At 71.5% G+C, this 25,485-nt stretch carries 16 protein-coding genes and 2 pseudogenes; 12 read left to right on the top strand and 6 right to left on the bottom strand.

Annotation, left to right across the window (positions count from 1 at the left end):
- The first annotated feature begins 27 nt into the window (after positions 1-27).
- The 6 genes and pseudogenes from AC068B_RS21160 (at position 28) to AC068B_RS21135 (ending at position 13,014) form a co-directional block, all read left to right on the top strand.
- Positions 28-3,042 (top strand): hypothetical protein, encoded by a 3,015-nt coding sequence (locus AC068B_RS21160; RefSeq protein ID WP_478673189.1) that lies wholly within the window; start codon positions 28-30, stop codon positions 3,040-3,042.
- Between the two features lie 14 nt (positions 3,043-3,056).
- Complete coding sequence (locus tag AC068B_RS21155) at positions 3,057-9,296, top strand: hypothetical protein (protein ID WP_478673188.1); 6,240 nt, start codon at positions 3,057-3,059, stop codon at positions 9,294-9,296.
- A gap of 8 nt (positions 9,297-9,304) precedes the next feature.
- Positions 9,305-11,122, top strand: a complete 1,818-nt coding sequence (locus AC068B_RS21150; RefSeq protein WP_478673186.1) for a hypothetical protein — start codon at positions 9,305-9,307, stop codon at positions 11,120-11,122.
- Positions 11,123-11,393: 271 nt separating this feature from the next.
- A complete protein-coding gene (locus tag AC068B_RS21145; RefSeq protein WP_478673185.1) occupies positions 11,394-11,975 on the top strand; it encodes a hypothetical protein in 582 nt (193 codons plus the stop codon).
- A gap of 53 nt (positions 11,976-12,028) precedes the next feature.
- A pseudogene (locus tag AC068B_RS21140) lies at positions 12,029-12,508 on the top strand (transposase family protein); the annotation flags it as partial.
- A gap of 296 nt (positions 12,509-12,804) precedes the next feature.
- A complete protein-coding gene (locus AC068B_RS21135) occupies positions 12,805-13,014 on the top strand; it encodes a hypothetical protein (protein ID WP_478673184.1) in 210 nt (69 codons plus the stop codon).
- On the opposite strand, the gene AC068B_RS21130 is transcribed toward AC068B_RS21135, so the two are convergent.
- Positions 12,978-14,024, bottom strand: coding sequence for a methyltransferase (locus AC068B_RS21130; RefSeq protein WP_478673182.1), 1,047 nt, complete (start codon positions 14,022-14,024; stop codon positions 12,978-12,980). The two genes, AC068B_RS21135 and AC068B_RS21130, sit on opposite strands and share 37 nt — an antisense overlap.
- Before the next feature lie 723 nt (positions 14,025-14,747).
- Between AC068B_RS21130 and AC068B_RS21125 the strand changes: the two genes are divergently transcribed.
- A complete protein-coding gene (locus AC068B_RS21125) occupies positions 14,748-16,259 on the top strand; it encodes an FG-GAP and VCBS repeat-containing protein (RefSeq protein ID WP_478673181.1) in 1,512 nt (503 codons plus the stop codon).
- An 87-nt stretch (positions 16,260-16,346) separates the two neighbouring features.
- Positions 16,347-16,505: a hypothetical protein gene (locus AC068B_RS21120; protein WP_478673180.1), complete on the top strand. Its 159-nt coding sequence runs from the start codon at positions 16,347-16,349 to the stop codon at positions 16,503-16,505.
- A 44-nt stretch (positions 16,506-16,549) separates the two neighbouring features.
- Here the strand turns inward: AC068B_RS21120 and AC068B_RS21115 are convergent, their stop codons facing one another.
- The 3 genes and pseudogenes from AC068B_RS21115 to AC068B_RS21105 form a co-directional block, all read right to left on the bottom strand.
- Positions 16,550-17,269, bottom strand: coding sequence for a cytidylate kinase family protein (locus AC068B_RS21115; protein WP_478673179.1), 720 nt, complete (start codon positions 17,267-17,269; stop codon positions 16,550-16,552).
- A gap of 24 nt (positions 17,270-17,293) precedes the next feature.
- On the bottom strand, positions 17,294-17,461 hold the full coding sequence (locus AC068B_RS21110; protein ID WP_478673296.1) for a hypothetical protein: 168 nt from the start codon (positions 17,459-17,461) through the stop codon (positions 17,294-17,296).
- Positions 17,428-17,544 (bottom strand): annotated as a pseudogene (locus AC068B_RS21105) (IS5/IS1182 family transposase); the annotation flags it as partial. The gene AC068B_RS21110 and the pseudogene AC068B_RS21105, both read right to left, overlap by 34 nt.
- 292 nt (positions 17,545-17,836) lie before the next feature.
- On the opposite strand from AC068B_RS21105, the gene AC068B_RS21100 reads away from it, so the two are divergent.
- A complete protein-coding gene (locus AC068B_RS21100) occupies positions 17,837-18,220 on the top strand; it encodes a nuclear transport factor 2 family protein (protein ID WP_478673177.1) in 384 nt (127 codons plus the stop codon).
- Positions 18,221-18,402: 182 nt separating this feature from the next.
- The gene (locus AC068B_RS21095) at positions 18,403-19,317 is read left to right on the top strand and encodes an AraC-like ligand-binding domain-containing protein (RefSeq protein ID WP_478673176.1); all 915 of its coding nucleotides are present in this window, start codon (positions 18,403-18,405) and stop codon (positions 19,315-19,317) included.
- Positions 19,318-19,341: 24 nt separating this feature from the next.
- On the opposite strand, the gene AC068B_RS21090 is transcribed toward AC068B_RS21095, so the two are convergent.
- Positions 19,342-20,376: an alpha/beta hydrolase gene (locus tag AC068B_RS21090; protein WP_478673175.1), complete on the bottom strand. Its 1,035-nt coding sequence runs from the start codon at positions 20,374-20,376 to the stop codon at positions 19,342-19,344.
- 304 nt (positions 20,377-20,680) lie between these two features.
- Here AC068B_RS21090 and AC068B_RS21085 point away from each other — a divergent pair, with 304 nt between their 5' ends.
- Positions 20,681-21,646, top strand: a complete 966-nt coding sequence (locus tag AC068B_RS21085; RefSeq protein WP_478673173.1) for a helix-turn-helix domain-containing protein — start codon at positions 20,681-20,683, stop codon at positions 21,644-21,646.
- A gap of 8 nt (positions 21,647-21,654) precedes the next feature.
- On the opposite strand, the gene AC068B_RS21080 is transcribed toward AC068B_RS21085, so the two are convergent.
- Positions 21,655-22,551, bottom strand: coding sequence for a helix-turn-helix transcriptional regulator (locus AC068B_RS21080; protein WP_478673172.1), 897 nt, complete (start codon positions 22,549-22,551; stop codon positions 21,655-21,657).
- Positions 22,552-22,681: 130 nt separating this feature from the next.
- On the opposite strand from AC068B_RS21080, the gene AC068B_RS21075 reads away from it, so the two are divergent.
- On the top strand, positions 22,682-25,420 hold the full coding sequence (locus AC068B_RS21075; RefSeq protein ID WP_478673170.1) for an AAA family ATPase: 2,739 nt from the start codon (positions 22,682-22,684) through the stop codon (positions 25,418-25,420).
- Positions 25,421-25,485 lie beyond the last annotated feature (65 nt).

Here is a 25,485-nt window from a genome sequence, read left to right as displayed (position 1 = left end):
GACACCGGACCGAAGGATCGTGCCACCATGACCGCGTCGGTCGTCGTGGAGTGCGTGCCGGCGGCCGGTGCCCCGGCGCCGGCGCCGACAGCGGTGGGCCAAGTGGTGTCACTGATCGGCCCCGGCGACATCAAGAGTCTGCGGACCGACACCGTGGTCCGCACGGTTCCGGTCCGGGACAGCGTCAACGCCAGTCCTGGCGAGCTGGCCTACGTCGAGTTCTACGACGAGGACCTGCCCTGGAGGTACACACCGGCCCGAGCCACCATCGACCACCGGCTGAGGCCATGGCTTCTGCTCCTTGTCCTGGCCGACGGCGAATACGCTCTCACCCCGGTACCTGGCGAGCTGACCGTCCTCGGGGTCGACGACAGAGCCCCGCTGCCGCCCGTCACGGAGACGTGGGCCTGGGCACACGTCCAGGCCCTCGGCGACCTGCGGACCGGTGACCCAGGGGATCGCCTCGACGGCCACGTCGGCGCCCACCCCGACCTGGCGCTGTCCCGCCTGGTCTCGCCCAGGCGACTCGAACCGCTTACCGGCTACCACGCCTTCCTCGTGCCGGGGTTCGAAGCCGGCCGCCTGGCCGGCCTGGGCACCCCTGCGGCCGCCGGGACCGTCCCTGCCCAGCAGCCGTCCTGGGGCCAGGGGCAACCCCGCCGGTTCCCGGTGCTGTACGACTGGGCCTTCCGTACCGGAGAGCTGGCCGACTTCGAGGTACTGGCCAGGCGCCCGAAGGCCTTTCTGATCGAAGCTTCCGGCTTCGGCACCCAGAACCTGGACATCTCCGCCCCCGGAGCCGGGGTCGAGGTGCCGGCCGGGTCCACCGTCGGCTTCGAGGGCGCCCTCGCGCCCGTCGACTTCACCACCCGGACCGCATACCCGGCGTCTCCCGGCCCGGCCGTGGTCGACCAGCTCCGCGAGGTCGTCGACCTGGCAGCCGCGTACCGCGACTCGGGCGCCGACGGCGACGAGGACCCGGTCGTCACTCCCCCCGCCTACGCACGCCGGCACGCCGGGCTGGCCCGGGTAGCCAACGCAACCACGCCCTCGAACCGCTGGCTGGCCGAGCTGAACCTGGACCCGCGCAACCGAGCGGCAGCTGGCCTCGGGGCCCAGATCGTCCGCGACCGGGACGAGGAGTACATGGAACGCGCGTGGGCCCAGGTCGAGCAGCTCAACGCGGTCAACCAACGGCTGCGCGAGGCCGAGCTCGCGCTGATCACCAACGAGCGGGTCTTCGCCAAGCACGTTCTCGGCTCGGGCCCAGACCGGGTGCTAGCTCTGACTGCGGCCGCCCAGTCAGCGCTGCGGGCCGGGTCATCGGACACGACGGTCCGCGGCGAGGTCGACGCCAGCCGTGTCCCCGCGGCGGCGCAGGCGCCCGCCTTCCGGCGGATCACCCGGCCGGGCCGTCCGCTGATACATGCCCTCGCGGCCAACGGGGCGCAGTTCCGGTCCGGGCTGCTGGACCGGCTGAACCTCGACCCCGGCAAGGCGGTCTCCACCGCGCCGCCGGCCCTCGACCCTGTCCTCGGCATCGGAGCAGGCCTCGTGCTCGCCGCGGCCGAGGCCGTCGCCGCGCAGGTGCCGCGTGGCCGCGACGTGCTGCCGATCCTGACCGGCGACGAGATCGAGGCGCAGCGGCAGGCCGGCACGCTGGAAGCCCTGACCCTCAGCGGCCTTCGGGACGGGATCAGTCAGCGGTTGGACGCGCTCTTGCCTCCGCCGGGCGACTCGACGACCGCAGAGACACGCACGGAGGCACTCGCCCTCAGCGCCTCGCTGACCACGCTGACCATCGGGCTCGGCACCAACCCCACAGTGGTGCGAATGGACTCCGCGACCTACACCGAGCACTACGGAACGACCACCGATGGCAAGGTCTACCAGGACGTCGTGATCGCACCGACGACAGCGGTCGGCCTGACCGCTCTGGCGCCGACCGCGGGGCTGGACACCGGAGCCGCCTTCGTCTCCGCTCTCACCGGCTTCACGGCATTGGCCGCCGCACGCCCCGCCCCTCCGGCGGCCGCGGTGCTGACCGAGCCGACAGCACTGGCCAAAGAGGTAGTGGCGCAGCTACTGCCGACAGTGTCGATGCCCGCCCGGCTGTCGCACGTACTCAGTGGCGTCGGCCACCTTGCCACCAGTCTGGCCGAGACCCGCCGACTCCGCTCCGTGCTGGCCTATCCGACATTCGACGACGCACTGTTCGATCCTCTGCGCAGACTGTCGCAGGACTACATCATCCCGAACCTGGATGGCCTGCCCGACGAGTCGATCTCACTCATGGTGCCCAACACCCGCTTCGTGGAGTCGCTGCTGGCCGGGGTCAACACCGAGTTCGCCCGCGAGTTGCTGTGGAACGAGTACCCGACGGACGAGTGCGGGACCTACTTCGCACGCTTCTTCGACGCCACGGACGCCGGCGAGGATCGCCCACCTGACATCTCCGAACTGCATCGATGGGCGGACGACCTCGGCTCGAACACCCCACAGTTGTCCGGGCTGCTCGTGCTCGTCGTGAGGGGCGAGCTGCTGGTCAAGTTCCCGGACACGATCGTGTTCGCCCAGCGAGGCGCGTGGACCGGGGCGGACGCGGACCGCCGCCGCACTCTGGTTGAGGACGGCGAGGCTCGCTACCCGGTGATCCATGGACGACTGGACCCGGACGTGTCGCTGTTCGGCTTCGAGATGACTCCCGAGGACGCGGTCGGCACGGACACGGATGCCGGGTTCTTCTTCTGCTTCATGGAGCGTCCCGGCCAACTACGTTTCGGGCTCGACCTGGATGAGGACCCGGCCGCGCCCGCCCCCGCGCTGAGTACCTGGGACGACCTGAACTGGAAGCACCTGCAGCCGGTCGCCGGCGGTCCGCCGCCACAGGTGCTGGTGGCCGCGAACAGCGCCCTTTCGCCGACCGCCCCGGGCCTGCCCGCCTGGGGCCTGACGTCGGCGCACCTGGCCTCGATCCTGGCCCAGAACCCGGTGTGGCTCGCCAGGCACGCGACCGACATGCTCCGCACGGACGCGGGTTGAGAGGGCGAGGCGCGATGAGTCAGAACACCACCGCCGCCGACCGGGCCGGGCCCAGCGACGTCGACTGGTCCGTCCTCGCCACCGACCCGGCGACCGCGGACGCGGTGGCGGACCTCGCCGCGCTCGCCGACGGCCTCGACCCACAGGTCCCTGCCGTGCTGCTGCCGGTGCGCGTGGAGACCCGCTTCACCAGCCTCGAGGTGTCTGACACGGTCGACCACCTCGACGAACTACTCGCAGACCTCGCCGCGGTGCGAGCTGTCCTGCGCCGCCTCGCCGAGCGCCGATACGCGACGACGCTGACGGGGACCGTGCGCGCGCAGAGAGTGCTCAAGGAGACCGTGGAGGTGCCGCTGTACCGGGCGACGGAGGACGATCTGTCCGGCCTGACCGACGCCGTGGCCCACCTCGGGCTCACCCTGCAGCAGCCGATCACCTCCGGCACCGCAGAGCAGCAGAGACGACTGACGGCGTTGGTTGCGGACGTGCCGGAGGTAGTCAGCGTCACGCGGGCCGCGATGTCGACCTTGCGCTCCGCCTACCAGCGAGCGCGTTTGACCAGGCTCCTTGACGTGCAGCGAGCCGTTCTGAACCGGCAACTCGCGGTGATCAGGCGGCGTGTGCAGGCCACTCTGGCCCTCTCGGCGGAGTTCGGTCCGCGACCCGGCGCCGAGGCTGCCCGTGCGGCCGGGCGGGCACCGACTGGTCGACCCTTGCGACCCGAGTTGAGGCGGGACGCGGCAGAAACACGCCGACTGCGGTCGGCCGCGCAAGGGGCCCCCCGAATCATCGTTGACGACGGCACCGGCGCCGAGGCGCTCGGCGTGCAGCGCATCGTGCGAATGGACCACGCACAGCTCGTCGCCTCCGCGGAGGCCGTCGACCTCGTCGCCGCGCGGCTGGCTGATCCCCATGCGGAGCTCGGGGCGGACCTGCGCGCCGCGGCAGCGAACATCGCTGTGCTCCCCGGCGCGCTCAAGTCGAGCCTGCTGGCCCGGCTCGACGCCGCACCACACCGGCTCGGCACAGCAGAACTGCGGGCCGGGATAGCCGCCATACCGAGCGACCGTGCCGACCTGGACGTCACGGTCCCCGAGCGCATCGCCGGCACGGTCTTCGCGCTGCCGGGGCGCACACGTACAGTCCACCAGCTCCTGGTCCGGATCTATCCCGAGGCTTTGGCGATCGACACCCACGAGGAGGACCTCACCGACACCGAGCGGGTCGACGGGACGACATTCTGGTCCGAGACGGAAGCCGCGGGCGCCGAAGAGGAGTTGCGCAAAGGTGCCTGGCGTGCGCTGTGCATCGGCCGGAGCACCCGACGCGCGGCATGGATCGCGCGGGTCACAGAACCGATCGCGACCGGGCCGACCCCAGGGGCCGCCTCTGCCACCCGGATCTCCGGGGCGTTGACCATCCTTGAGAAGCGGCTGGCCGACCTGACACGGCGCGACGCAGGTCCTCTACCGCGTCGGCGCCCCGGTCCGCAGCCCGACCTCACGACCCGACAGATCGCTGCTCTGGACCGCGCCCTGGACGGCATCACGCGGGCGGTCGACGCCGCCGAGGCCCTGCCGTCGCGGGCCGGTCCTGCCCTGATGTCACGGCTGACGACCACCGGAGCAGGCGTGGAGGCGCTCCTCGGGCGCTATCGCAACGTGCCGGAGACATGGCAGAGCCGACTCGACTCTTTGAGCGACCGGGTCGCCGCGATCCCGGTCGAGGACGCCCCCGCCCCACGGACACCCACGGTCGGCACGCGCGGCGGCACCTGGACCCGGGCCGCATCCTCCACGGTGCTGCCCCGACGTTTCGCGGTCCTCACCGTGACCGACGGGGTTGCCGGCCATGTCGCGGCCGGCAGCCCGATCCCGGCCGACCTCAAGCTCGGGCTCGACCCGTCGGGCGGCACCTTCAGCCCGGGCGACGACGGCTCGCTGGTGGTACCGGACTCGATGCGCTGGATGGTCGACTTCGACGAGGCCGAGGCCCAAGGGATGGCGCTGCGCCTGGCCATCACCGTGCGGGAAGCCGAGCATGGCTTTGACGAGCTGCTCGTTGTCGGCCTGTCGGACGGCGGCCCGGCAGACGGTGGCGACCGGCTCACCGCGATGCTGGAGGCACACCACTACACCGGGGACGGGCTGTCCCTCGTGCCGGTCGGCACGCCGACCAACAACACCGAGGACGACCAGGCCGGCATGTCCAGCACCGACCGTCCGGACCGGGCCTACCCGATCGAGCGCGGCGATCCCCTCGTGACCGCCGGGGCTGATACCGACGGTGGCCGGCTGGCCGCGGCGCTGGGTGTCGCACCTCAGATCCTCGCCCACGTCGCGGGGGCGGGCGGCAGGGCTGCTGCCGAGGCGCAGCTCGCCAACCGGGTGCTCTACCCGGGCACGATAGGTCACGCCCTCGACGAGTTGGCCGCAGGGCTGATCAGCCGCGACGCCCGCGAGAGGTTACGGGCGTACGCCCTGGGCCATGTGACCGCGCGTGGCCAGCTGCCCACGATCCGGGTCGCCGACCAACCGTACGGACTGCTCCCCACGGTGGCCCTGAGTCGCCTCGCACCGGACCTGAGGGACAGTGGTGCGGACCGTGCTGGGCCTACTGAGCGAGCCCGGCAGCAGCGGTTCGAACAAGTCCTGCTCGAATTGCTCCGCCTGCTGCACAGGGACTGGTCACGGATCCGTGTCGGCGCCGACGGCGCCGACGCGGTCAAGCACGCCAGTAGCCCCGAGATCGGCCACGTGGGTTTTGACGCCCAACAGCACTTCCTGGCGATGCTGGGGCTCGAACCCTTCTCCGTGGGGTCCGCGTACAGGTTCGCGGTCAACGTCGCCGACCGTGGCGGAGTCCGCGGCGAGCCGGATCTCGACCTCGGGTTCGGCATCCCGCCGGTCGCCGGACACAGCGGCGACGCGAGCGCGGAGCTCGGCCCCTTCGCCTTGATGGAACACCTCGCGCCGGTGTTCAGGACGGCGTTCGCCCCTCCGGCCGGGTCGGTGCCACGGGACCCGGCCACCGGGTCCGTCTCCAGCGAGTGGGCCCCGATCCTGGAGCGCATCGAGACGACGCGCGCCTACGGACTGCGCCTGCTCACCGGCTTGCACCCGCTGCTCGGCTCGGTTGCGGGAGCCGGTACGGGGCCGTCGCTCCTCAACCTGCTCGACACCACGATGGAGGAACTGCGCTCCCGCACCGAGCAGGACCCGTCGGACCTCGGGCTGGCCGAGCTGCTGGTGCGGCACGCCCTGCTCGCCGAGGAACGCCGGGTCGGGGCCCAGGTGTTGCTCTCCCGTGGAGTGCTCGACGAGGACGCACTCGCGGTCATCGGCAGTTCGAACCTGTACCGGACCTGGTCGGCCGGAACCCTGTCGCGCACCTCGTCGTGGGGCCTGTTGTTCGCCACCGTGGACCACTTGGTCGCGGTCGCCGCCGGCGGGGCCACCGTGCCCGGCGACCTTGTCGGCCGGACAATGGCCCAGTACCTCGCCTCCCCCAAACTCCCCGAACTGGTGGAGCACCGCGGCGCGGTGACCGCGTTCGCTGGGCTGCCCGCCGAGCGGATGGCTGCGCTCACCCGTGAACACCTGGACCTGGGCAGCTACCGGCTGGATGCCTGGTTGACCGGACTGGCACAGCGCCGACTCGCGGCGATGCGGGCCGGGCGACCCACCGGGGCCAACGTCGGCGCATACGGCTGGGTGTTGGATCTGCGCCCTGCTTCGTCGGATCCGGCCGTCGACGTCCCGGCGGCTCTGGCCGGGCTGCCGGGCAGGGCGCTGGTGTCCGACCCGAGCGGTGAGGGGTTCGTCCAGACCCCGTCGCCGACACACGCGGTGACCACGGCAATCCTCCGAGCTGCCTTCCGGTCCCGGCAGGCCGAGGGCTCGTTCGGCAACGAGATGTCGGTCAACCTCTCCTCCGAGCGGGTTCGGATCGCCCTCGGACTGATCGACGGGGTACGCGCCGGCAACGACCTTGGGGCGCTGCTGGGCTACCGGCTGGAGCGGTTCCTGCACGAGTACTACGCGCGGCCGGACACCCCTGCCATCGAGCTCGATGCGGCCATCTACTCGCTGCGCCGGGCCTACCCCACGGTTGCAGCCACCCACCCGACGGCGGGCGTCGTGACGGAGCCGACCCGGTACGTCGTCGACGGGCTGGCCCTGGTGCGCGTCATACTGGACTGGGTCCAGGTGCACCACCCCGGCGTGCACGGTCCGCTCCCGCAGATCCTGTGGGCCGACCAGGCCGGGTATCCGTGGGGCACCGTGCCAGGAGCGTTGCCTGCGAAGACAGATCCGGATGCCCTGCTCGGGGTGTTACGAGGTATCGACGCGATCGCTGATGCTCTGGACGCGCTCGGCGACGTAGCCACCAGCGAGACGGTGCATCAGCTCGCCCGCGGCAACCACACCCGCGCCGCGGCAGTGCTGTCCGCACTCAACGAGGGCAGCGCGCTACCGCACCCCGAGGTGACCGACACGCCGCGTACCGGGCTCCCGGTCAGCCATCGGGTGATCCTGCAGCTCCCGGCCGTCGCCGCCGAATCGGTCCAGGCGCCGACCGGTTGGGAGGCGGTCGGGATGAGCCCTCGTGCCATGCTGGAACCCGCCGTCAACGCCTGGCTCGCCGCGCTACTCGGCGACCCGTCGGCGATCCGCGTCCGCCTCACCTCTCCAGCGCCGGCTCCGGGGACACCACCGCCCGAAGCCTCGATCGCCGATCTGGGTCTGCAACCGGTAGACCTGATAGCGCTGCTGGCCGACGGTTTCGACGCCGCGGTGGGAACCCTCACCGCGCGGGTACTGGACCGGCTGCGCCCGGCCGACCTGCCACCCGACCAGATCGGAGTGGTGACGTCGGACGGGCCGGCGAGCACGGCGACCGATGCCTGGCACATCGACCCGGTCCGGGCCCCGGCGTGGCATCCGGGCATCCACAGCATCACCGACGTCGCACCCTTGGTGGCAGCCTGCGCGGATCTGCTCCGGACCGCTTCACCCGCCGTCGCTGCAGATTACGCATCACCCGAGGCCGCCGCGATCGCCGGGCAGGGTGTCGATCAGGCCGACCTGGCCACCCGCGCCCAACGGCTGCTCGACGGCGCGCGCGAGGACGCCGTTGCCCTGGCCCGACTGCTCGCGGAGGACCCCGGCATCGACGCGACGGTACTCGACCAGGACCCCGGAGAGTGGCTGTCCAAACTGCGCGACACGACGGTGCCCGACTCGGAACAGCACCCCAGCGCCTGGCTCGCGGGACTGGATCTGAGCATCGCGACACCGGAACAGATCGCCGCGCTCGACGACTTCTGGGCCCGGCGTGAACAGTGGCGCGGCGCAGCACGCGCTGCCCAGGCGTACGGGATCCGGGTGCCGCTGCCCCGGCGCTTCCTGTCGCGCACCCAGGTCAGCACCGAACTGCTCCAGTGCGCGGAGTCAGCGTTCCTCGAACTGTCGACCCGGTGCCGCACCGCCGCAGCCACCCTGCCGGCCGCGTCCTCCGACGCAGCGGTCCCGGTACCCACGCACGTATGGGTCCAGGTAGCCCAGGACCTGCTCGGCAACGCGGTCACGCTCGTACCACGCGTGCGTCTGGACCCCGTACTCACCGACCTGCACGCCGGGCTCGACGCGTCGCTGATCGGCCCGGCCGAACTGGACGCCTGGCTCGAAGGCGCGGCAGCGGTGCGGCCGGGGGCCGCCCACCTGGCCGACGTGCAGGTGCTTGCCGAGGCGCTCGGCCGCCCCGCACTCCACGCGGCGGTCGCCCAACTCCCCGTGGTGGCGGGCGAGCCGTGGCTCGGCGATCGGCTGGCCGACCCGTCGGAACTGGCCGGCCGTGTGAGCGTAGCGGTCCTCGGCGCCGAGCATCTGCCTGCCCCCGGCGAGAGCGGGACAGCCCTGCTGGTCGACCAGTGGAGTGAGCTCGTGCCGTTCCGCGAGGAAATGACCGGGGTGGCCCTGCACTACGACCAGCCGGATGCCACCGCACCGCAGGCGGTCCTACTCGCCGTCCCTCCGGTCGCGGATCAGCGCTGGACGCTCTCCGACCTCGCCGCGACGCTGCACGACACGTTGGAGATCGCCCGGAACCGGATGGTGGAGGTCGAGCAGATCGGTACCGGCCGCTACGGGCAGTGGTTGCCGTTGCTGGTCGGCGAGGTCGTCCCGGACGCCGCGCTGAGCGATGTCGCCGGGGACCGGGTCACCCTCGACTTCCACCAGAACAACCCGTAGGGGGAATCATGGCCTACGTCTCTGCGACCTGCGAGCCGTTGCGCATCTGGTCGCGGCTGGAACCGCGGGCCAGAGAGGTCGACTTCGCCGGGGCGCTGGCCGCGCGGATCGCCGATCCGATGTTCCTGCTCGGCCGCCAGTGGCAGTTCGGCGAGTTCACCGGAACTGACGCAGGGTCCGCCATCTTCGCCACCATGGCCCGCGCGATCAGCCCGGTCCGGGTTCCCGGCGCCGGTCCGGACGACGGGGTGGACGCGATCGCCGAGCAACTGCCCATCGACTTCCCGCTGATCGTGCGGGCACGGCTCGGCCGCACCCTGCTGAGCCGGCTCGACTCTGCTCTCGCGGCGGACACCGCAGCCGGCGGCGCTCCGCACGACCCGCAGATATACCGCGAGCTCTTGTACCGCTTCTTCGGTCCGCAGGACGCCGAGCCGAGCACCCCGATAGCTGCGGCCAGGGATCGCGGCAACCCGCGTGCGGCCCGCGCCCGGAACGCACTGCTGGGTCGCTGCGTGGACGGCCTGCGCGTCTACCGGTGGACCCGCCCCGACCTCACCGTGTCGATGTTCCCGGCCGACCTCGCCGCGGCGATCCCACCCGGTACGGCCGACCTGGTCCGCGACGTCCTGCTCGCCTACCGGGTTTGGTTCGAGTCCACTTACCTCCAGCCGGGAACGGGCGGACACACCAAGGGCCGGTGGCAGGGCGACCAACTCGAGTACACCGCGGACGCGGTGGCCGGCGGGGCTGCCTCCAGCACGCTGCTGGACGCGACAGAACACCAGGGCGGGCACCTGGACTGGTACTCCTTCGACCAGGGTGCGACGAGGCTCGCCACCCCGGAGGAGAGCGCCGAGGCCACGCTGGACGTGCGGACGGTCATCCCGGTCCCCTCGGAGTACCCGGGGATGCCGAAGCCGCGTTGGTGGCAGTTCGAGGACGCCGCGGTGGACCTCGGAGGGCTGAGCGCGGACGCGACGGACGCGGCCCGAATCGTGGTCAGCGAGTTCGCGCTGCTCTACAGCAACGACTGGTTCACCCTCGTGTGCCGACAGCCGGTGGGCAGCGTCGCCGAGCTCCAGGGTGTCATCGTCACGGATACGTTCGGATGGCGCACGCTGGTACGGCCGACCATCCCGGCAACCGCCTCGGCCTGGACGGGGTGGGACGCGTTCAGCCTGTCCCCCAAGTCGGCCGGTCCGACGCGTGCTCCCCTCGCCCAGCACTTCTACCTGCCCCGTACGCTCCCGCACATCGCCGACGGCGAGCCGCTCGAGCAGGTGGTGTTCGTGCGCGACGAGACCGCGGACATGGTGTGGGCCATCGAGCAGCGGATCCCCGACGGCACAGGTGGCTCCCGCGATGCCACTGAGGCCTCACGCCGCCTGCGCGAACGCCTCTCCCACACCGTGGACACCTCCATGCCGCCTGCGGGCGACGAGGCGAATGGCACCCTCATGCACTACGTGCTGCAGACCGAGGTTGCCGAGAACTGGATCCCTTTCATCCCGATTCGCCTGCAGGGCCAGCAGCGGGCGATTCAACTGCAGCGTGGTGCGATGCGCCGGACGATCGGCCCGGAGGACACGTTGATCCGTCCGGTTACGTCGATCCTGCGCGAGGGAATCGATGCGGATGACACCCGGCTGGCGCCCTACTACGTGCATGAAGAGGCGGTCTCCCGCGTCGGGGTCCAGGTCCAGGGCCTGCTTCGAAGGGCCCGACGCTACGACGGGACGCCCGTGGTGTGGCATGCCCGCCGGGTGACCAGCGGACGCGGCACCACCCGCTCCGGGCTCATCTTCGACAGTCTGGTCCGCTAGCGGCAACAACCGCCGAGTCCAGCAACAACGTCGCACCACTCGCGTGAGCGAAGGCGTTCGGGGAGCAACCTTGACACCCTTCAGGGTCCGCAGAACCATGAGCAGACCATCGGTAGTGCAGTGCACGCTCGAATTTGAACCGGGTGATCGGAAGAATTTCTGAGCCGTTGGGAGTCCTCCTGGGTGGAAGGCGTCATGTTCTCTCCCGCGGATGCGGGATGCGTTCTGGCTTTGACCTTCCAGGGGGCACTTGACTCATAGCTACCGCGGGATGGTGGGCCTGGTGCGTCTGGTCGTCCTGACCGGGCTGGCTGGCAGCGGCAAGACGGACCTGCTGGCACGGCTGGCGGCGGCCCACGAACAAGTCCTCGACCTCGAAGGACTTGCCGCGCACCGCGGCTCTGCGTTCGGCCGAATCGGCCTGTCTCGGCCCCAGCCGGAGCAGCGCGAGTTCGACGCGCTCATTACACGGGAGCTTGCCCTCCTCGACCCGGACCGCCCGGTCTGGGTCGAGGACGAGGGCCGCAACCTCGGGCCGCTGTGGCTGCCACTTCGTCTCAAAGCAGAGCTCGACAGCGCACAAACGCTTCCGGTGCTGGCGAGTCTCGAGGGTCGGGTCGAGCGACTCACTCGGACGTATGGCCGTGGCGACCCCGCCGCACTGATCGCCGCGACCCAGCGCATGCGTCGCCGCCTGGGCAATCCGCGCACCGATCGCGTGATCAGCCACTTCCACGCCGGGCACCCCGAAGCGGCTATCCGCACCCTTCTCACGTACTTCGACGAGGGGTACCGATTGCGTGCGAATCGCGACACCAGGACCATGGTGCCAGCGCATGTGTTCGTCTCGTGAGCGGTCATCGGAGCGACCGTCACTGATGGGCGTCAACCACACGCTGCTAGAGGTTGTCCCCAGCAGATGATCCGAAGTGGATCGAACCGTTCTCCGGGCTGACCGCGGAACAGTTCGCCAGGTTGGTGGCGTTCGTGCGGCGTCGTGGTGGTGATGTCCAGCGCGCCCGTCCCTGGCGGCTTCCGCTGGAGGACCGGGTATTACTGGTGGCCACCTATTGGCGCACGAATCCCACGTTGCGGCAGGTGGCGCCGCTGTTCATCCTCGATCACCTCGCGCCGCCGCTGGCCGTTGCGCCGGTCCGGCGGCCGCGCAAGGACGCCGTCTATATCGTCGATGGCGCCCTGGTACCGACCCGCGACCGCAACGTGGCGTCCTCGAGCAAGAACTACCGCTTCCCGACCAACCTGCAGGTCGTCATCGATGCCAACAGCCGTCTGGCCGTGGCGATCAGCCTCCCGTTGCCCGACAGCCGCAACGGCTGTCGGGCGTTCACCGAGTCCGGCGTGGAACGGGCCTGCCGTGGTGCCCCGGTCGGGCGAGGTCGGCGGTGTACTGCTCGGACCGGTGCCGGGTGCGGGCCTGTCGGCAGCGGCGGCCGTCGCGTTCCGGTGTTGCGGAAACACCGTAGCCGAACGCCTCGCACCCAGCCTCAACGCCCCTGCTTCTGTACGGGTGTTCAGATTTCCGTGCGGAAGCTTCCAGTGCTCCCGGCTCGCGCTTTGTCTGCGCCGGTCGGGTCCGCGCGAGGGTGGTCGGTGACCGGGGCCGGTGCCCCTGTGACCGGTCGCGTTATGGGCGGCCGGGCCCCGGTGAGGCGGTGGTCGTCATGACCGAGGTGAAGGACCGGGTCGGCAACGTCACCCGGCAGCGTTACGAACAGCTCGTCTCCCCGGTCATGGAACTGATCGCCCAGGTCGCCCGCGCCCAGTTCCCGCAGGCCGGGTACGGCCGGTGGTCAAGAGAGACGTCCCGGACCCGGTCGGCCCGGGGCGGACCCGGCTACGCCGCCTTCGCCTCGATGAGGCCGAATCCGTAGGCCTCGTCGATCGGGCGCACCGACAAGATCGTGAGGCCTGCCCGGCCGCACAGTTCCTCGAAGTCCTTGCGCGTGCGTTCCCGGCCACCCGCGCCCACGAGCATGTGGAGATCGCTCAGGTAGGTGAGGCCCGCGGTCCGCGGGTCGACGACCTCGGGCAGCACGGGATCCACGATCAGTACCCGACCGTCGGGAGGCAGCACCGCGCGGCAGTTGCTCAGGATGTTCGCCGCCAGGTCGTCGGACCAGTCGTGCAGCACGCTCTTGATCAGATAGACGTCGGCCCCCTCGGGCACCGACTTGAAGAAGTCCCCGGCCACCAGGGTGCACCGGCTCGTGAGGTCGTGCTCCCGCAGCTTCTCGGGGGCCTGGGCGAGCCCCTCCTCCGAGTCGTAGACGACTCCGCTCAGGGCCGGATGCGCGCGGAGCACCGCGGTCAGCAGTGTGCCGTCGCCACCGCCGACGTCGGTGACCTTCGTGAACCGACCGAAGTCGAAGGCGTGCGGCAGCGCGGCGGCGGTCGCCGCGGTGCCCTGGCTCATCGCGGCGTTGAACTGCGCGGACAGCTCCGGGCGTTCCTTGATGTAGGAGAAGAAGTCCTTGCCGAAGACCGTCTCGAACGTACTGGCACCGGTCCGTATGCCCTGCTCCAGGAGTTCCCAGGGGCGCAGGATCTCGGGGTCGGTGAGCATGCCCACCAGGGCCGCCATGGAGTCGGGGCGGCCCGTGCCGAGCAGGGTGCCCGCAGGCGTGGCCACGAAGGAACCCGGGGCCCGCTCGGTGAGGAGGCCGAGGCCGGCCAGGGCCCGCAGCAGCCGGTTCATCGCCTGCGGCTGGGCCCCGGCCGCCCCGGCCACCTCGGCGGCCGTACGTTCCTCGTCGCCGATCAGGTCGAACACCTCCAGCCGCGTCGCGGCGCGCAGGGTCTGGACCACCATGTTCCCGAAGGCCAGCTGGGCCACGTGCCCTCGGGCCGCCTGCTCGGCTTCCCGGGTGTCCTCGTTCGCCACAGGTGCTCCCCTTCCGCTTCCCGGCCGGCGCGCGACCGGCTCTCACCGGCCGGCCGCGCGAGTGGAGTCAGGCTAACCGTCCGACTCACCCGCCACAGTGGGATATTCGGGCACAAACAGCAGCCGGATATGGCCCGCCAGTCGGGTACATCCTCGCGCCGTAAAGGTGGGTGGTGGAGCGGTCGAATTCGTGGACGATGCGGGCTCGGCGCAACGCACGGGGCTACGAGCGGCTGATGTCCCACGCCGAAGCCCACATCCAGTGGGCCTTCATCACCCCCATGGCCCACCACCTGGCCCGACCTCGCCGCCAGACCGAGGCGCTACCGACCACCCTCGCGGCCGCGGGATCACTACCGGCTTCGGATCGCCGTGACCTGCGAAGAGAGGAGGTGACACAGCTAATCCGTTGTTAAGGGCCTTCCGCTCTCCCGTGGCCGACGGCGTCGGCTCGGCCGCCACTGCGGCGGCTTCCCGGGCGTTCCACTGCTTGGCTCTCCGCTCGCGCGGTGACTGAGTACGCGCCTGTTGCCAGAACCGCCACAGCCACCACCCCGCCCCACGCCCCCCCGGATCACCAGCCCTCTAGTGATCCAACCACCACCAAGATCACTTCGTGAGGAGCTCCAAGTCCTTCGCCGTCTCGTACAACCTCCGGGCCGGGTCGCTGGTCTCCTCGGCGAGTCACAGAAGCAACAGCAGAAACCACCGTGGGAGAAGATCGTGCGTCAGCGCACCCTGTACACCGCCATTTCCGTGGTCTCCACATGCCTGGTGGGCGGCCTCGCGCCCGCCGCCGTCGCCGCACCGGCGCAGGCCGTCAAGGCGACCAAGGCCGCGCAGGCCGTCTCCGACTTCAACGGCGATGGCTACCGGGACCTCGTCGTCAACCAGCACGGCAGCTCCGGGGAGAAGGCGGAGGGCGGCGCCGTGGCGGTGCTGTACGGCTCCAAGACGGGTGTGAACACGGCCAAGCGTCAGGTCATCACGCAGGACACCCCGGGCGTCCCCGGCGTCACCGAGGGCTATGACCGCTTCGGTTCCCAGTCCGTCGCGGGCGACTACGACGGCGACGGTTTCACCGACCTCGCGATCTCGGCGAGCGGTGAGGACATCACCTTCGGCACCACGTACCGCCGTAACGCCGGTCAGACCTTCATCGTCTGGGGCGGGAAGAACGGGCTGACGAAACACGGCGCCGTGACCGTGAAGCAGACCCAGCCCAAGGGCCCCGATGTCCGCCGGGGCTCGTCGCTGGCGACCGGTGACTTCAACGGCGACGGCAAGACCGACCTGGCGACCGGCGACTACAGCACCGGGCGGGGCGGCGAGGTGCTGTACGGGCCGATCAGCCGCACCACCGGCAAGGCCAAGTCCGTGATCAGCCTCGGCCTCAAGGACGGTCAGACGTACGTCCACACCGCCCTCGACTCGGGCGATGTGACAGGCGACGGCATCACCGATCTCGTCATCCAGGTCTCCGCGGGGCGCACGGGACCCGTCGACCGGATCGAACTGCTTCGGGGCACGAAGAATGGCCTGCTCCGCACCGGCAACCTGACCGGTGCCGACGGCAAGCTCCTGGTGAACCGGTCCGCCACCGACGGCCATGTCGCCGTCGGCGACCTCGACAAGGACGGTCACGCGGACATCGTCGTCGGCAAGGAGTGGACCTACGAGGAGCCGATCTACTCCGGTCAGGTCAGCGTCGTCTATGGCGGAAAAACCGGTCAGTCGACCCGTCCCGTCCAGGTGATCACCCAGGAGACCGACGGCGTCCCGGACTCAAGCGAGAAGGACGACTACTTCGGCGTCTCGGTCTCCGTCGGGGACATCAGCGGCGACGGCTACGCGGACCTCGCCGTCGGCTCCTCCGTCGAGAGCCTCGGCGAGCTGGAGCACACCGGCCAGGTGACCACCCTCCTCGGCGGCAAGGGCGGTGTCTCCGGCAAGGGCGCGACGTCCTACTTCAAGGGCACCGACGGCATGCCGGGCAAGCCCTCCTCATACGACTTCTTCGGCTCCGCCGTGAAGCTGACCGACCTGAACGGCGACAACCGCGCCGACCTCGTCGTGGGCTCCGGCGGCGACGACGAGTCCCACAACGGCCGCATCGACATCCTGCCCGCCGCGAAAGGCGCGATCACCGCGATCGGCGCGACGGAGTACACCGCCTCGGCGATCGGCCTCACCGATGGCGCTCGCCAGGGCTTCGGCCAATCCTTCGGCGAGTGACCTGGGGCCACCACGCGTGACCGGCCGTTCTCTGTCCGCTCGTGTGGCCGGTGAGTGTGCGAACGGCGTCCTGGTTCGGGTGAGTTGATGCAACTCGTCGCCGACGGCGCCAGCACCCCGTGCCGACTTCGCTTCAGGCGTTGCACCTGGGCGACGAACCCCCGGGGCCACAGGCTCGACCACGACGTCGTCGGCCGACTGCACGGCCGCGGCTTCGGCGCGGGCCTGAACGCGCGCCTCAGCTGATGACTGCCCAGCCCCAACCCGACCTTGCGTCTCACGAGTAGTTCTCAAATCCTGTGGATCGATGAGTGTGGTCGGACTTCCCAGGCAGGCCGTTGGAGCTGGTCGTTGTACACGATGATGTCGGCGTGGTCGGTTGGGCGGGCTGTGGCGAAGTAGAGCCGTTGGGAGGGGATATAGCGGTTGCGCCAGGACCGTTCGATTTCGGTGGTGTCGGTGGTGGATCCGGCCAGTGCCGCGCTGCGGTCACGGGCGCGCTCTACCGTCTGCTCAAATGGGACGGACACGAAGATGCGCAGGTCCCACCGGTGGATGAGTTCTGGGCGCAGGAGGAAGACGCCGTCGAAGAGCAGCACGGCGTCTGCGGGGGCGGTCGTGTCCGGCGGGGACGATGGGGTGTCGGTGTCTGCGTCGTAGACCGCGTGTTGGAACCTTCGGTGTCCGTCCGGGCCTAGCGGGTCGAGCAGGACCCGGCACAGCGCGGCGTGGTCGTGGGCGTCGAAGTAGCAGCCTTCGGCCGAGTACTGGCCGCGTCGGTAGCGCTGTGCACGGGGGACGAGGAAGTCGTCGACGGTCGCGCGGATGACGTCGCGGTTCTGCGCGCGCAGGACGACGGCGAGCTCGTCGGCCAGCGTGGTCTTGCCGGAGGCGGGCGGCCCGTCGATGGCGACCCTCAGCGGGTGCGCAGTTGTGACGGAGCTGATCGCCTCGGCCAGCCGACTGATGAGCTCGCCGCGGGTGCCTTGGTCCGTTGCTGTCTCTCTCACGGCGTCTATGTCTAGCACCGAACGTCAGGCTGCGGTCGACCGCTCGCGTTCGACGACGTCGCCTCGTACTGCTTGGTGAACTCCCTTGACCGCGGCGGCCGGATGCTCACGGTCCTCGGCGTTGTAGATGTCCTGGATGGCCGCCTTCTTTGCCGCGGGATGGCCTCCAGCGTGCGGCGATGGTCGGCCCACCGTCGTCCTCGGACCGGAGCGGCCGACACCAGCGGCTCAATCCGGTCCCACGTCGCATCAGTGATCACTAGCCGAACAGACACGTCCGATCAGCTGACCAACCGATCAGTACCTCACCGGTCGCTCCCGTCCGGCCCGTATCTCGAAAAGGTCCGGTCTCCGTGCTCGTGGGCCGGGTGACGTGATCGGTCTCGTGTTGGTAAGGGGGCGGCATGGACAGGGACGGGGCGCCCCGGCTGTGGTTGGGCGAGGTCGACCGTCGTGAGGGCGTCGCCCCTCATGACCTGAGAGGTAATCGACCCCCCTGCGGCCGAGCGGCAGTCTTGAGGCATCACCCCGCAGGACGACAACCACCTCACAGGAGGCTGACCCGCCATGACCGCACACGACACCGCCGCGTACGAGACCGCCGTCGCCCGCTACTTCGAGGCCTGGAACGCGGAGGGCGACGAGGACATCGTCAAGGCCGTGGCCGCTGCCTGGACCGAGGGCGGCAGCTACACGGACCCGCTGGCCGACGTCTCCGGGCACGAGGGCCTCGCCGCCGTGATCAACGGGGCCCACGAGCAGTTCCCCGGCTTCGAGTTCCGCCGGACCGGCACGGTCGACGGGCACCACGGCATCGCCCGCTTCACCTGGGAGCTCGTGTCGACCGCGGACGGGACCGCACCCGTTGCCGGGTCCGACGTCATCACGCTGGCCGACGACGGCCGGATCCGTGCCGTACACGGATTCCTCGACCGCGTGCCCACAGCCTGAACGTACGCGCGACTCCTGGGCCTGCCGGTGGCGGGCCGCGCACCACGGCGGTCGGCGGAGTACCGCTCCCCCGTGAGGCAGAATGTCTGCTTCATGGGGGTAGTCGTCTTGGGGGTTGTGTGCTGCTAGTCGATCTGTCCACCGTGGCGCCACGCGAGCGGGCGGACGCGTTTCATCATGCGTTGACCGACTCGCTGGTGCCCAATGAAGTGGTCCACGAGGAGCCGGAGACGGGCATCCACGCGCGCATGGAGCTGTGGCAGGTGGGCGGGCTCGGGCTCTTCTCCACCCGCAATTCGGGCTTCGAGGTGCGCCGCAACGACCGGCACGTGCGCCATCACCGCAGTCGGCCCGTGATCTCGGTCTCGCTCCAGCCCGAAGGCATCCACCGGGCCGATATCGCGGGCAGGCAGCAGGTCCTCGGGCCGGACGACATCTGCGTGTTCCACGAGCTCTCCCCCCGGGTCTACGGCTGGTCGGGCGACGGCGCGTCCCAGTCCATGATGTTCGACGTGGACCGCCTGGACATGCCGGTGGACGCCGTGGTGAAGGCCTCGCTGCAGCTGCGCGCCAGCCCCATGTACGACCTGGTCCTGAACCATCTGCGCGGTGTCTGGCGCGATCCGGGACGTCTTGAGAGCGACCCCGGCGCCGGAGCCCTCGCCACGGCCACCACCGAGCTCGTCCGCGCGCTGCTCGTCTCCGCCGCGCACGCCGAGGAGTCCCTTGCCGTCCGCTCGGCGATGGACGAGACGCTGCTTACGCGGGTCCTGGCGTACGCCCGCCGCCACCTCGCCGACCGCGACCTGACGCCGGAGCGGATCGCGCGGGAGCACGCCGTCTCGGTGCGCAAGCTCTACGCCCTGCTCAACGACGCGGACATCAGCCTGGAGCAGTGGCTCATCACCGAGCGCCTGGCCAAGGCGCGCGGGATGCTGACCGCGCCCCGCTACGACCGGCTCACCGTCGCGGCGGTGGCCGCGCGGTGCGGGTTCACCAGCCCGAGTCACTTCAGCCGCCGCTTCCAGGCGGCGTACGGCACGTCCCCCAGCGAGTGGCGTCGGCACCGCGACGTCGCAAGCTCCGACGGCGGTTGAGGGGCCGCCGGTACGGAGCGGCGTTCAGGCCGAGTGCAGGGCGGCGTGCAGGGTGTCCGTCACCTGGATGCGGGCCGCCCGGGACGCCTCGGTCCCGCGGAGCAGGTCGAAGAGCACGAAGCCGTGGATCGTGCCCTGGTAGCGGATCGACACGACGGGCACGTCCGCCTCCCTCAGCCGGGCCGCGTACGCCTCGCCCTCGTCGCGGAGCACATCGGCCTCGGCCGTCAGGACGAGCGCCGCCGGTAGACCGCGCAGCAGACTCACCGGCGCGCGCAGCGGCGCGACTGCCCCGTGTGCTCGGCTCTCGCGGTCCGGCGCGTACTGCTGCCAGTAGCCGTGCATGGCGGCGCGGCTGAGGAAGTACCCGTCCGCGAACCGCCGGTAGGACGGGGTGTCCATCGCCGAGTCCGTCACCGGGCAGACAAGCACCTGGTGCCGGAAGTCCGGCCCGCCGCGCTCGCGCGCCACGAGTGTGAGGGCCGCCGCCAGCTGGGCGCCCGCGCTGGCGCCGACGACCGCCATCCTGGCCCCGTCCAGGCGGCACACCGCGCCGTGCCCCGCGACCCAGCGGGCCACCGTGTAGGCGCGCTCCACTGCGTGCGGATGGCGGGCGTCGCGCGGGGTGTCGTACTCGGGGACGACCACGGCGGCATCGGCGCCGAGCACGAGGTCGGCAAGCAGCCGCCGGTGCGCGTACGCGTCGGTCAGCATCCAGCCGAGGCCATGCAGATACAGCACGACCGGCAGCGGCTCGTCGGTACCGGCCGGGCGCAGGATCCGTACCCTGATGCGCTTCCCGTCGCTCCCCGGCAGCGCCAGCCACTCCTCCTCGATGTCCGGGTCGTTCGCGCCGCCGCCGTCCCACAGGGCGGCCATGCGGGACCTGGATACGGCGGGGTCGTCGGACCCGGGATCGGACTCGGACCCCCGCTCAGCCCCGGGCTCGGACTCGGACTCGGACTCGGGCCAGGAGGGGCAGGCGTACGTTTCGGCGAAGGCCCTCGTGTGCCGTTCGAGCACAGGTCTCTCCCCGACGACTGGAACGTCTGCTTCCACGGGGACTCCTGCGCAGGGGGCGGATCGCGGGGCCGTTCGCGGCTCCGCCGACTCGGAGTACTCACCCTAGGACGCCATCGGCCGGACAGGGGACCAGCGCTGCCACTGATCCATGCCGCTGCGTGCACACTTCGGGCGCAGCGCCTGACGCGGACGCGATAGGCACGCGAAAGGCAGTCATATGACCTAACGCCTCCCACGGTTGTCGGCCCAGACTCACGGTCATGGGCCGTGGACCAGGGGTGACCGTCCCCCGCTGCCACGCACAGGGCATCGGCCCGGGGACGGTTGAAGGGAGCCCTCCGTGAGCGCTCGATCCGGAACGGCCGTGTCGCCGGGCGCCGAGACCTCGACCGACGTGGAGTCCGCCTTCGCGCGCTGGCTCACTCCCCTCGTGACACCCGGCGACACCGACGGGCGGGCCGACGGGTCCGTGTCGCTCCGGGAGTTCGGCTACGTCCGCATGCTCACCTGCGTCTCAGGGCCGCTCCGGCTGGTCGCGCCGGGAACGGCGGAAGCGGTCGCGCTGCTCGTCCCGCGCGAGGGGACGGTGCGGCTGGTCCAGGACGGACGCGACGTGTCCGTGGTGCCGGGCGAGTCGGCGCTCATCGACCTGCGCCGCGCCTTCACCGTCGAGCACGAGGGCACGGCCCGCACGCTCTTCCTGCGGCTGCCCCTGCACGCGCTGCACGTTCCCTCGGTCCCCCTGCGGTCCCTCACGGCCCGCGCGCTCCTGCCGCCCGCGGGCTCCGCGGCGGTACTCCCCGCCCTGCTCCGGCACTTGGAGACCTCGGCCTCACGGGTGTCCGCCCCGCTGGGCGAACGACTCGGCGGTCTCGTGACGGATCTGGTCGCCGGGCTCGTCGAGGACCTCGCCGAGAACACGGCGGGGCCGCCCGAGGACGACAGGCACCCCTTGGCCGTCACCATCCGCCAGTACATCGACCGTCACCTCGGCGACCCGGCACTGTCCGCGGAACTCATCGCCGCGGCGCACCTCATCTCGGTCCGCTATCTGCACCGCCTGTTCGAGGCCGAGGGCATCACCGTCGGCAGGCTGATCCAGCGTCAGCGCGTCGAGCGGTGCGCCGGGGAGCTCGCGCGGCGCGGCCGGAGCAGTCCGTCCATCGCCGTGGTCGCCGCCCGCTGGGGCTTTCGCAGTCCGGCGCACTTCAGCCGCGCCTTCAAGTCCGTCTACGGCCACCCGCCGCAGCAGTGGCGGCGGATGGCCATGGCCGGGGCGGCCGAAGCGCCGGGGGTGCGTGTCTGACGGTGCCGTCAGCGGCGGCCGGTGTCAGGTCCTTCGGCGGGTCTGGTCCGGCCGTCGCGCCAGTCGCTGGGCGACATGCCGTATGCCGTACGGAAGCTGCGGCTGAAGTGGGTGGCGCTGGCGAATCCCCAGCGTCTGGCGACCGCCGCCACCGTGATGTCGTCGCGTGCCGGACGGGCCAGCTCGCGGCGGGCCTCCTCCAGGCGGCGGTGCTGGATCCACCGGCCGACCGTGCTGCCCCGCCCCTCGAAGAGCTTGTGCAGATAGCGGATCGAGATGTGCTGGGCCTCGGCGACGGTGGCCGGTGTCAGGTTCCGGTCCCGCAGGTTCGCGTCGACGTACGCGCGCAGACTGCGGACGAGGGCCTCGCGGTCCTGGCCGTCCTCGGGGGAGCCGGGGCCTGCGTCCTCGACGGCGAGCAGCGCGACGAGGTCGGCGACCGCCCCGGCCGAGCGGAGCGCGGCCCGTGACGGGGGCCCGGGTTCCGCCGCGGCGATCCCGCTCAGGAGCGGGCCCAGCAGCGGCGCCACGGTTGCGTCGGCGAACGGCGCCCGTGCGACCAGGTCACGCGCCTGCCGGTCGGTGAGGGCCAGGGCGCGGTAAGGGACGCGCACCAGGTGCAGTTCGAATTCCTCCGTCTCCTCCAGGGTGAGGGGACGCGCCCCGTCGCGGAGGAAGACGTCTCCGGGCAGGCAGACCTCGGTGCTGCCAGGACCGCCGAGCGTGGCCCGCCCCTCGGTGTGGAAGCCCAGCAGGACGTACGGGTCGGTCACGGCGTCCGCATCGGGAACGTGCAGGACCGGGCGCGCCGCTCCCCGGAACGTGCGGATACGGAGGAAGCCGAGCGTGCGGTCGGCGAAGGTGTCCCCCGTGGTGGCGGTGGGGGTGAGCATGGTCGTCGTCACGTGATCAGCCTGCTGCCGTCGGACCCGGCTGACGAGCGCGTTCGGCCTGCCCTGCGGGCAGGGGCACGAGCCGTGCACGCACAGGCATCGCGGTGCTGCCACGGTGGTCGGAGGCGACCAGGGGAGAGTCATGGGCAGCGGACAGGGTGACAGGACACTCGTCGGCCGTCGGCGCGAACAGGCGCTGCTTGAGCGGTCCCTCGATGAGGCGCGCGTCGGGGCGTGCGGTTCGGCGACGGTGCTGCGCGGCGAAGCGGGCATCGGGAAGACGGCGCTGTTGGAGTGGACGGCCACGCGCGCGACGCGCGACGGTTTCACCGTCCTGCGCGTGGTGGGCAGCGAGTCGGAGTCCGGCATCGCCTTCGGCGCGCTGCACCGTGTGCTGCTGCCGCTGCGGGAGAACTCGCGCGCGCTGCCCCCGCATCAGCGGCTCGCCCTGGAACGGGCCCTGGGGCTGCGCGACGGGCTGCCGCCGAAGGGATTCATGGTGGGCGCGGCCGCGCTGGCACTGCTCGCCGAACAGGCTCGCCGCGGCCCGGTGCTGATCGTCGTCGACGACCTCCAGTGGGTGGACCCCTCCAGTGCCGCCGTCTTCGTCTTTCTCCACCAGCGGATCGTCTCTCTGCCCGTGGTCATGGTGTGCGCGAGCCGGTCCGACGGGTCCGCACTGGAGGGCTGGCCCGCCCACCCGGTGGACGTCGAGGCGCTGTCGGGCGAGGAGGCACGGACGCTGCTGCGGCGTCGGCACCCGGGGCTCGCCGCCGGTGCCGTGCGGCGGGTGCTCGCGGCGGCCGCGGGCAACCCCCTCGCCCTGGCCGAGTTGCCAGGCCGACCGACGGACGAGCACCGCAGGGGCGTCGTACCGCTCCCGGACCAGTTGCCGGACCGGCTGCCGTTGGGCAGCCGTCTGGAGGAGGTGTTCGCGCGGCGGGCGCGCTCGCTGCCCGGGAGCGCGGCGCGCGTCCTGCTGCTCGCCGCGCTGGACGACGCGGCGGCCGTCGGAGGCGACGCCGTGCGCTCGGGAGGACCGGGCGGCACCGAAGGGGTTCTGGACGCGATCGAGGCGAGCGGTCTCGCCCGCTGGGACGCCGCGGGACGGCTGGCCTTCCGGCATCCCCTGGTGCGGAGCGCCGTGATCGCCGCCGCCTCGGACGCCGAACTGCGGTCCGCGCACCGGTCGTTGGCGGAGCGGCTGCGCGAGGACGACCCGCGTCGGCTCCTGCACGAGGCGTCCGCCGCCGAGGGCCCGGACGAACGGCTCGCCGCCCGGCTCCAGGAGGCGGGCACCCGCATCGCGCTGCGCGGCGGTGACACGGAGGGGGCCATGCTGCTTGACCGCGCGGCCGCTCTCGGGACCGGTCCCGGCGACCGCGCCCGCCGTCTGACGCGGGCCGCCGTGATGTCGGCTCGGGGCGGGCGGCTCGCGTACGCGGCGGAACTCCTGAGGGAGATCCGCCGCGGTCCCGTGCCGGAGGACATCGCCCCGCTCTTCGCCTACGCGGTCGTCTACGTCGACCAGAGCCACCACGTGGACTTCGCCTCGTCCTTCGAGCTGCTGCCCGGGGCGCTGGAGGCGCTGACGGCGCCCGGCGCGCCGTCCTGCGGCGATCTCGTCGAGCAGATGGCGTTCAAGCTGCTGCTCGCGTCGGCCTACACGGGTGACTCGCGCGGCTGGGACGTGCTCGAGCGGCATCGCGGGCGCCTCTCCCCCGCCGTACGCCTGTGCCACCGCGCGTGGGCTGACCCGCCGCGCACGGCGCACGGCGCGGAGACGGAACTGCGGTCCCTGGTAGCCCGCGTCGCGGCCCGGCGGGAGACCGCGGCCGCGTGGCTGCTGCTGTGGGCGGCGTCGGCGGTGGACGCGGCCGACGAGGAACTGCGGCGGCTCTTCGCCGACGAGCACACGTACGCCACCCAGGGGTCCGTCGCGAAGGCACGCTGCCATCAGGCGTTCCTGCGGGGCCGTTGGGACGTCGCCGAGGAGTGTCTGCGCGAGGCCGACACCGCGGAGGAGCTCGGGTACCACTGCAACGCCCTGCTCTTCCGGCACTATTACGCGCACTTCCTGGCGGGCCGGGGCGACGAGCGGGGGCTGCGCGAAGTGCGGGCGCGGATCGGGCCGGTGGCGGCGTCAGCACGGATGCGGTTCGTCACGGACCACCTGGACCGTCTCGACGCGCTCGCCGCACTGGCGCACGGGCGGCACGAGGAGGCGTACCTCCTGCTGCGCCGCATCATGCCGCCGGGTCGGCTGCCGCGCGGCCTCGCGTGGTTCCACCTGCCGTTCTTCGACTTCGTCGTGGCGAGCCTGCGCTGCGGCCGCCGGGCGGAGGCGCTGGCCCACGTCGCGGCGGGGCGGGCCGCGCGGATGGACTCCGTCTCCGCGCACCACGCCTTCCTGCTGGCGGCCGCCACGGCTGTCACGGCGGGCGATGCGGAGTCGGACGCGGCGTACGCGGCGGCCTGCGCGGTGCCGGGAGCCGGTGAGTGGGTCTTCGACATGGCGCGCCTTCGGCTGCTGCACGGGGCGGGGCTGCGCCGTCGGGGACGCCGCGCCGAGGCGGTCGTCACGCTGCACGCCGCCCTGCGTGCCTTCCAGGGGCTGCGTGCGGATCCGTGGGTGGAGCAGTGCCGGGCCGAGCTGCGGGCCGTGGACCGCCCGTCGAACGGCACGACCGTCCCGGCCGACGAGCTGACCGCGCAGGAGTTGCGCGTCGCCCGCCTCGTGTCCACGGGGCTCACGAACAAGGAGGTCGGCGCCGCGCTCCAGCTGTCGCCCCGCACGATCGGGGCTCATCTCTACCGGATCTTCCCGAAGTTGGGGGTCACGTCGCGGGCGGCTCTTGCGGGGGCGCTGCCGGATTCCTGAGCTTCTCCGTCCTCTCCCTGTTACGGAACGTCCGCCCGGGAGTCGACAGGGTTCAGGACTCGACG

The sequence above is a fragment of the Streptomyces sp. NPDC042371 genome (assembly GCF_056437465.1).
Note: the sequence above shows the minus strand (reverse complement) of the source record. Positions and strands in the feature narration are given on the sequence as shown.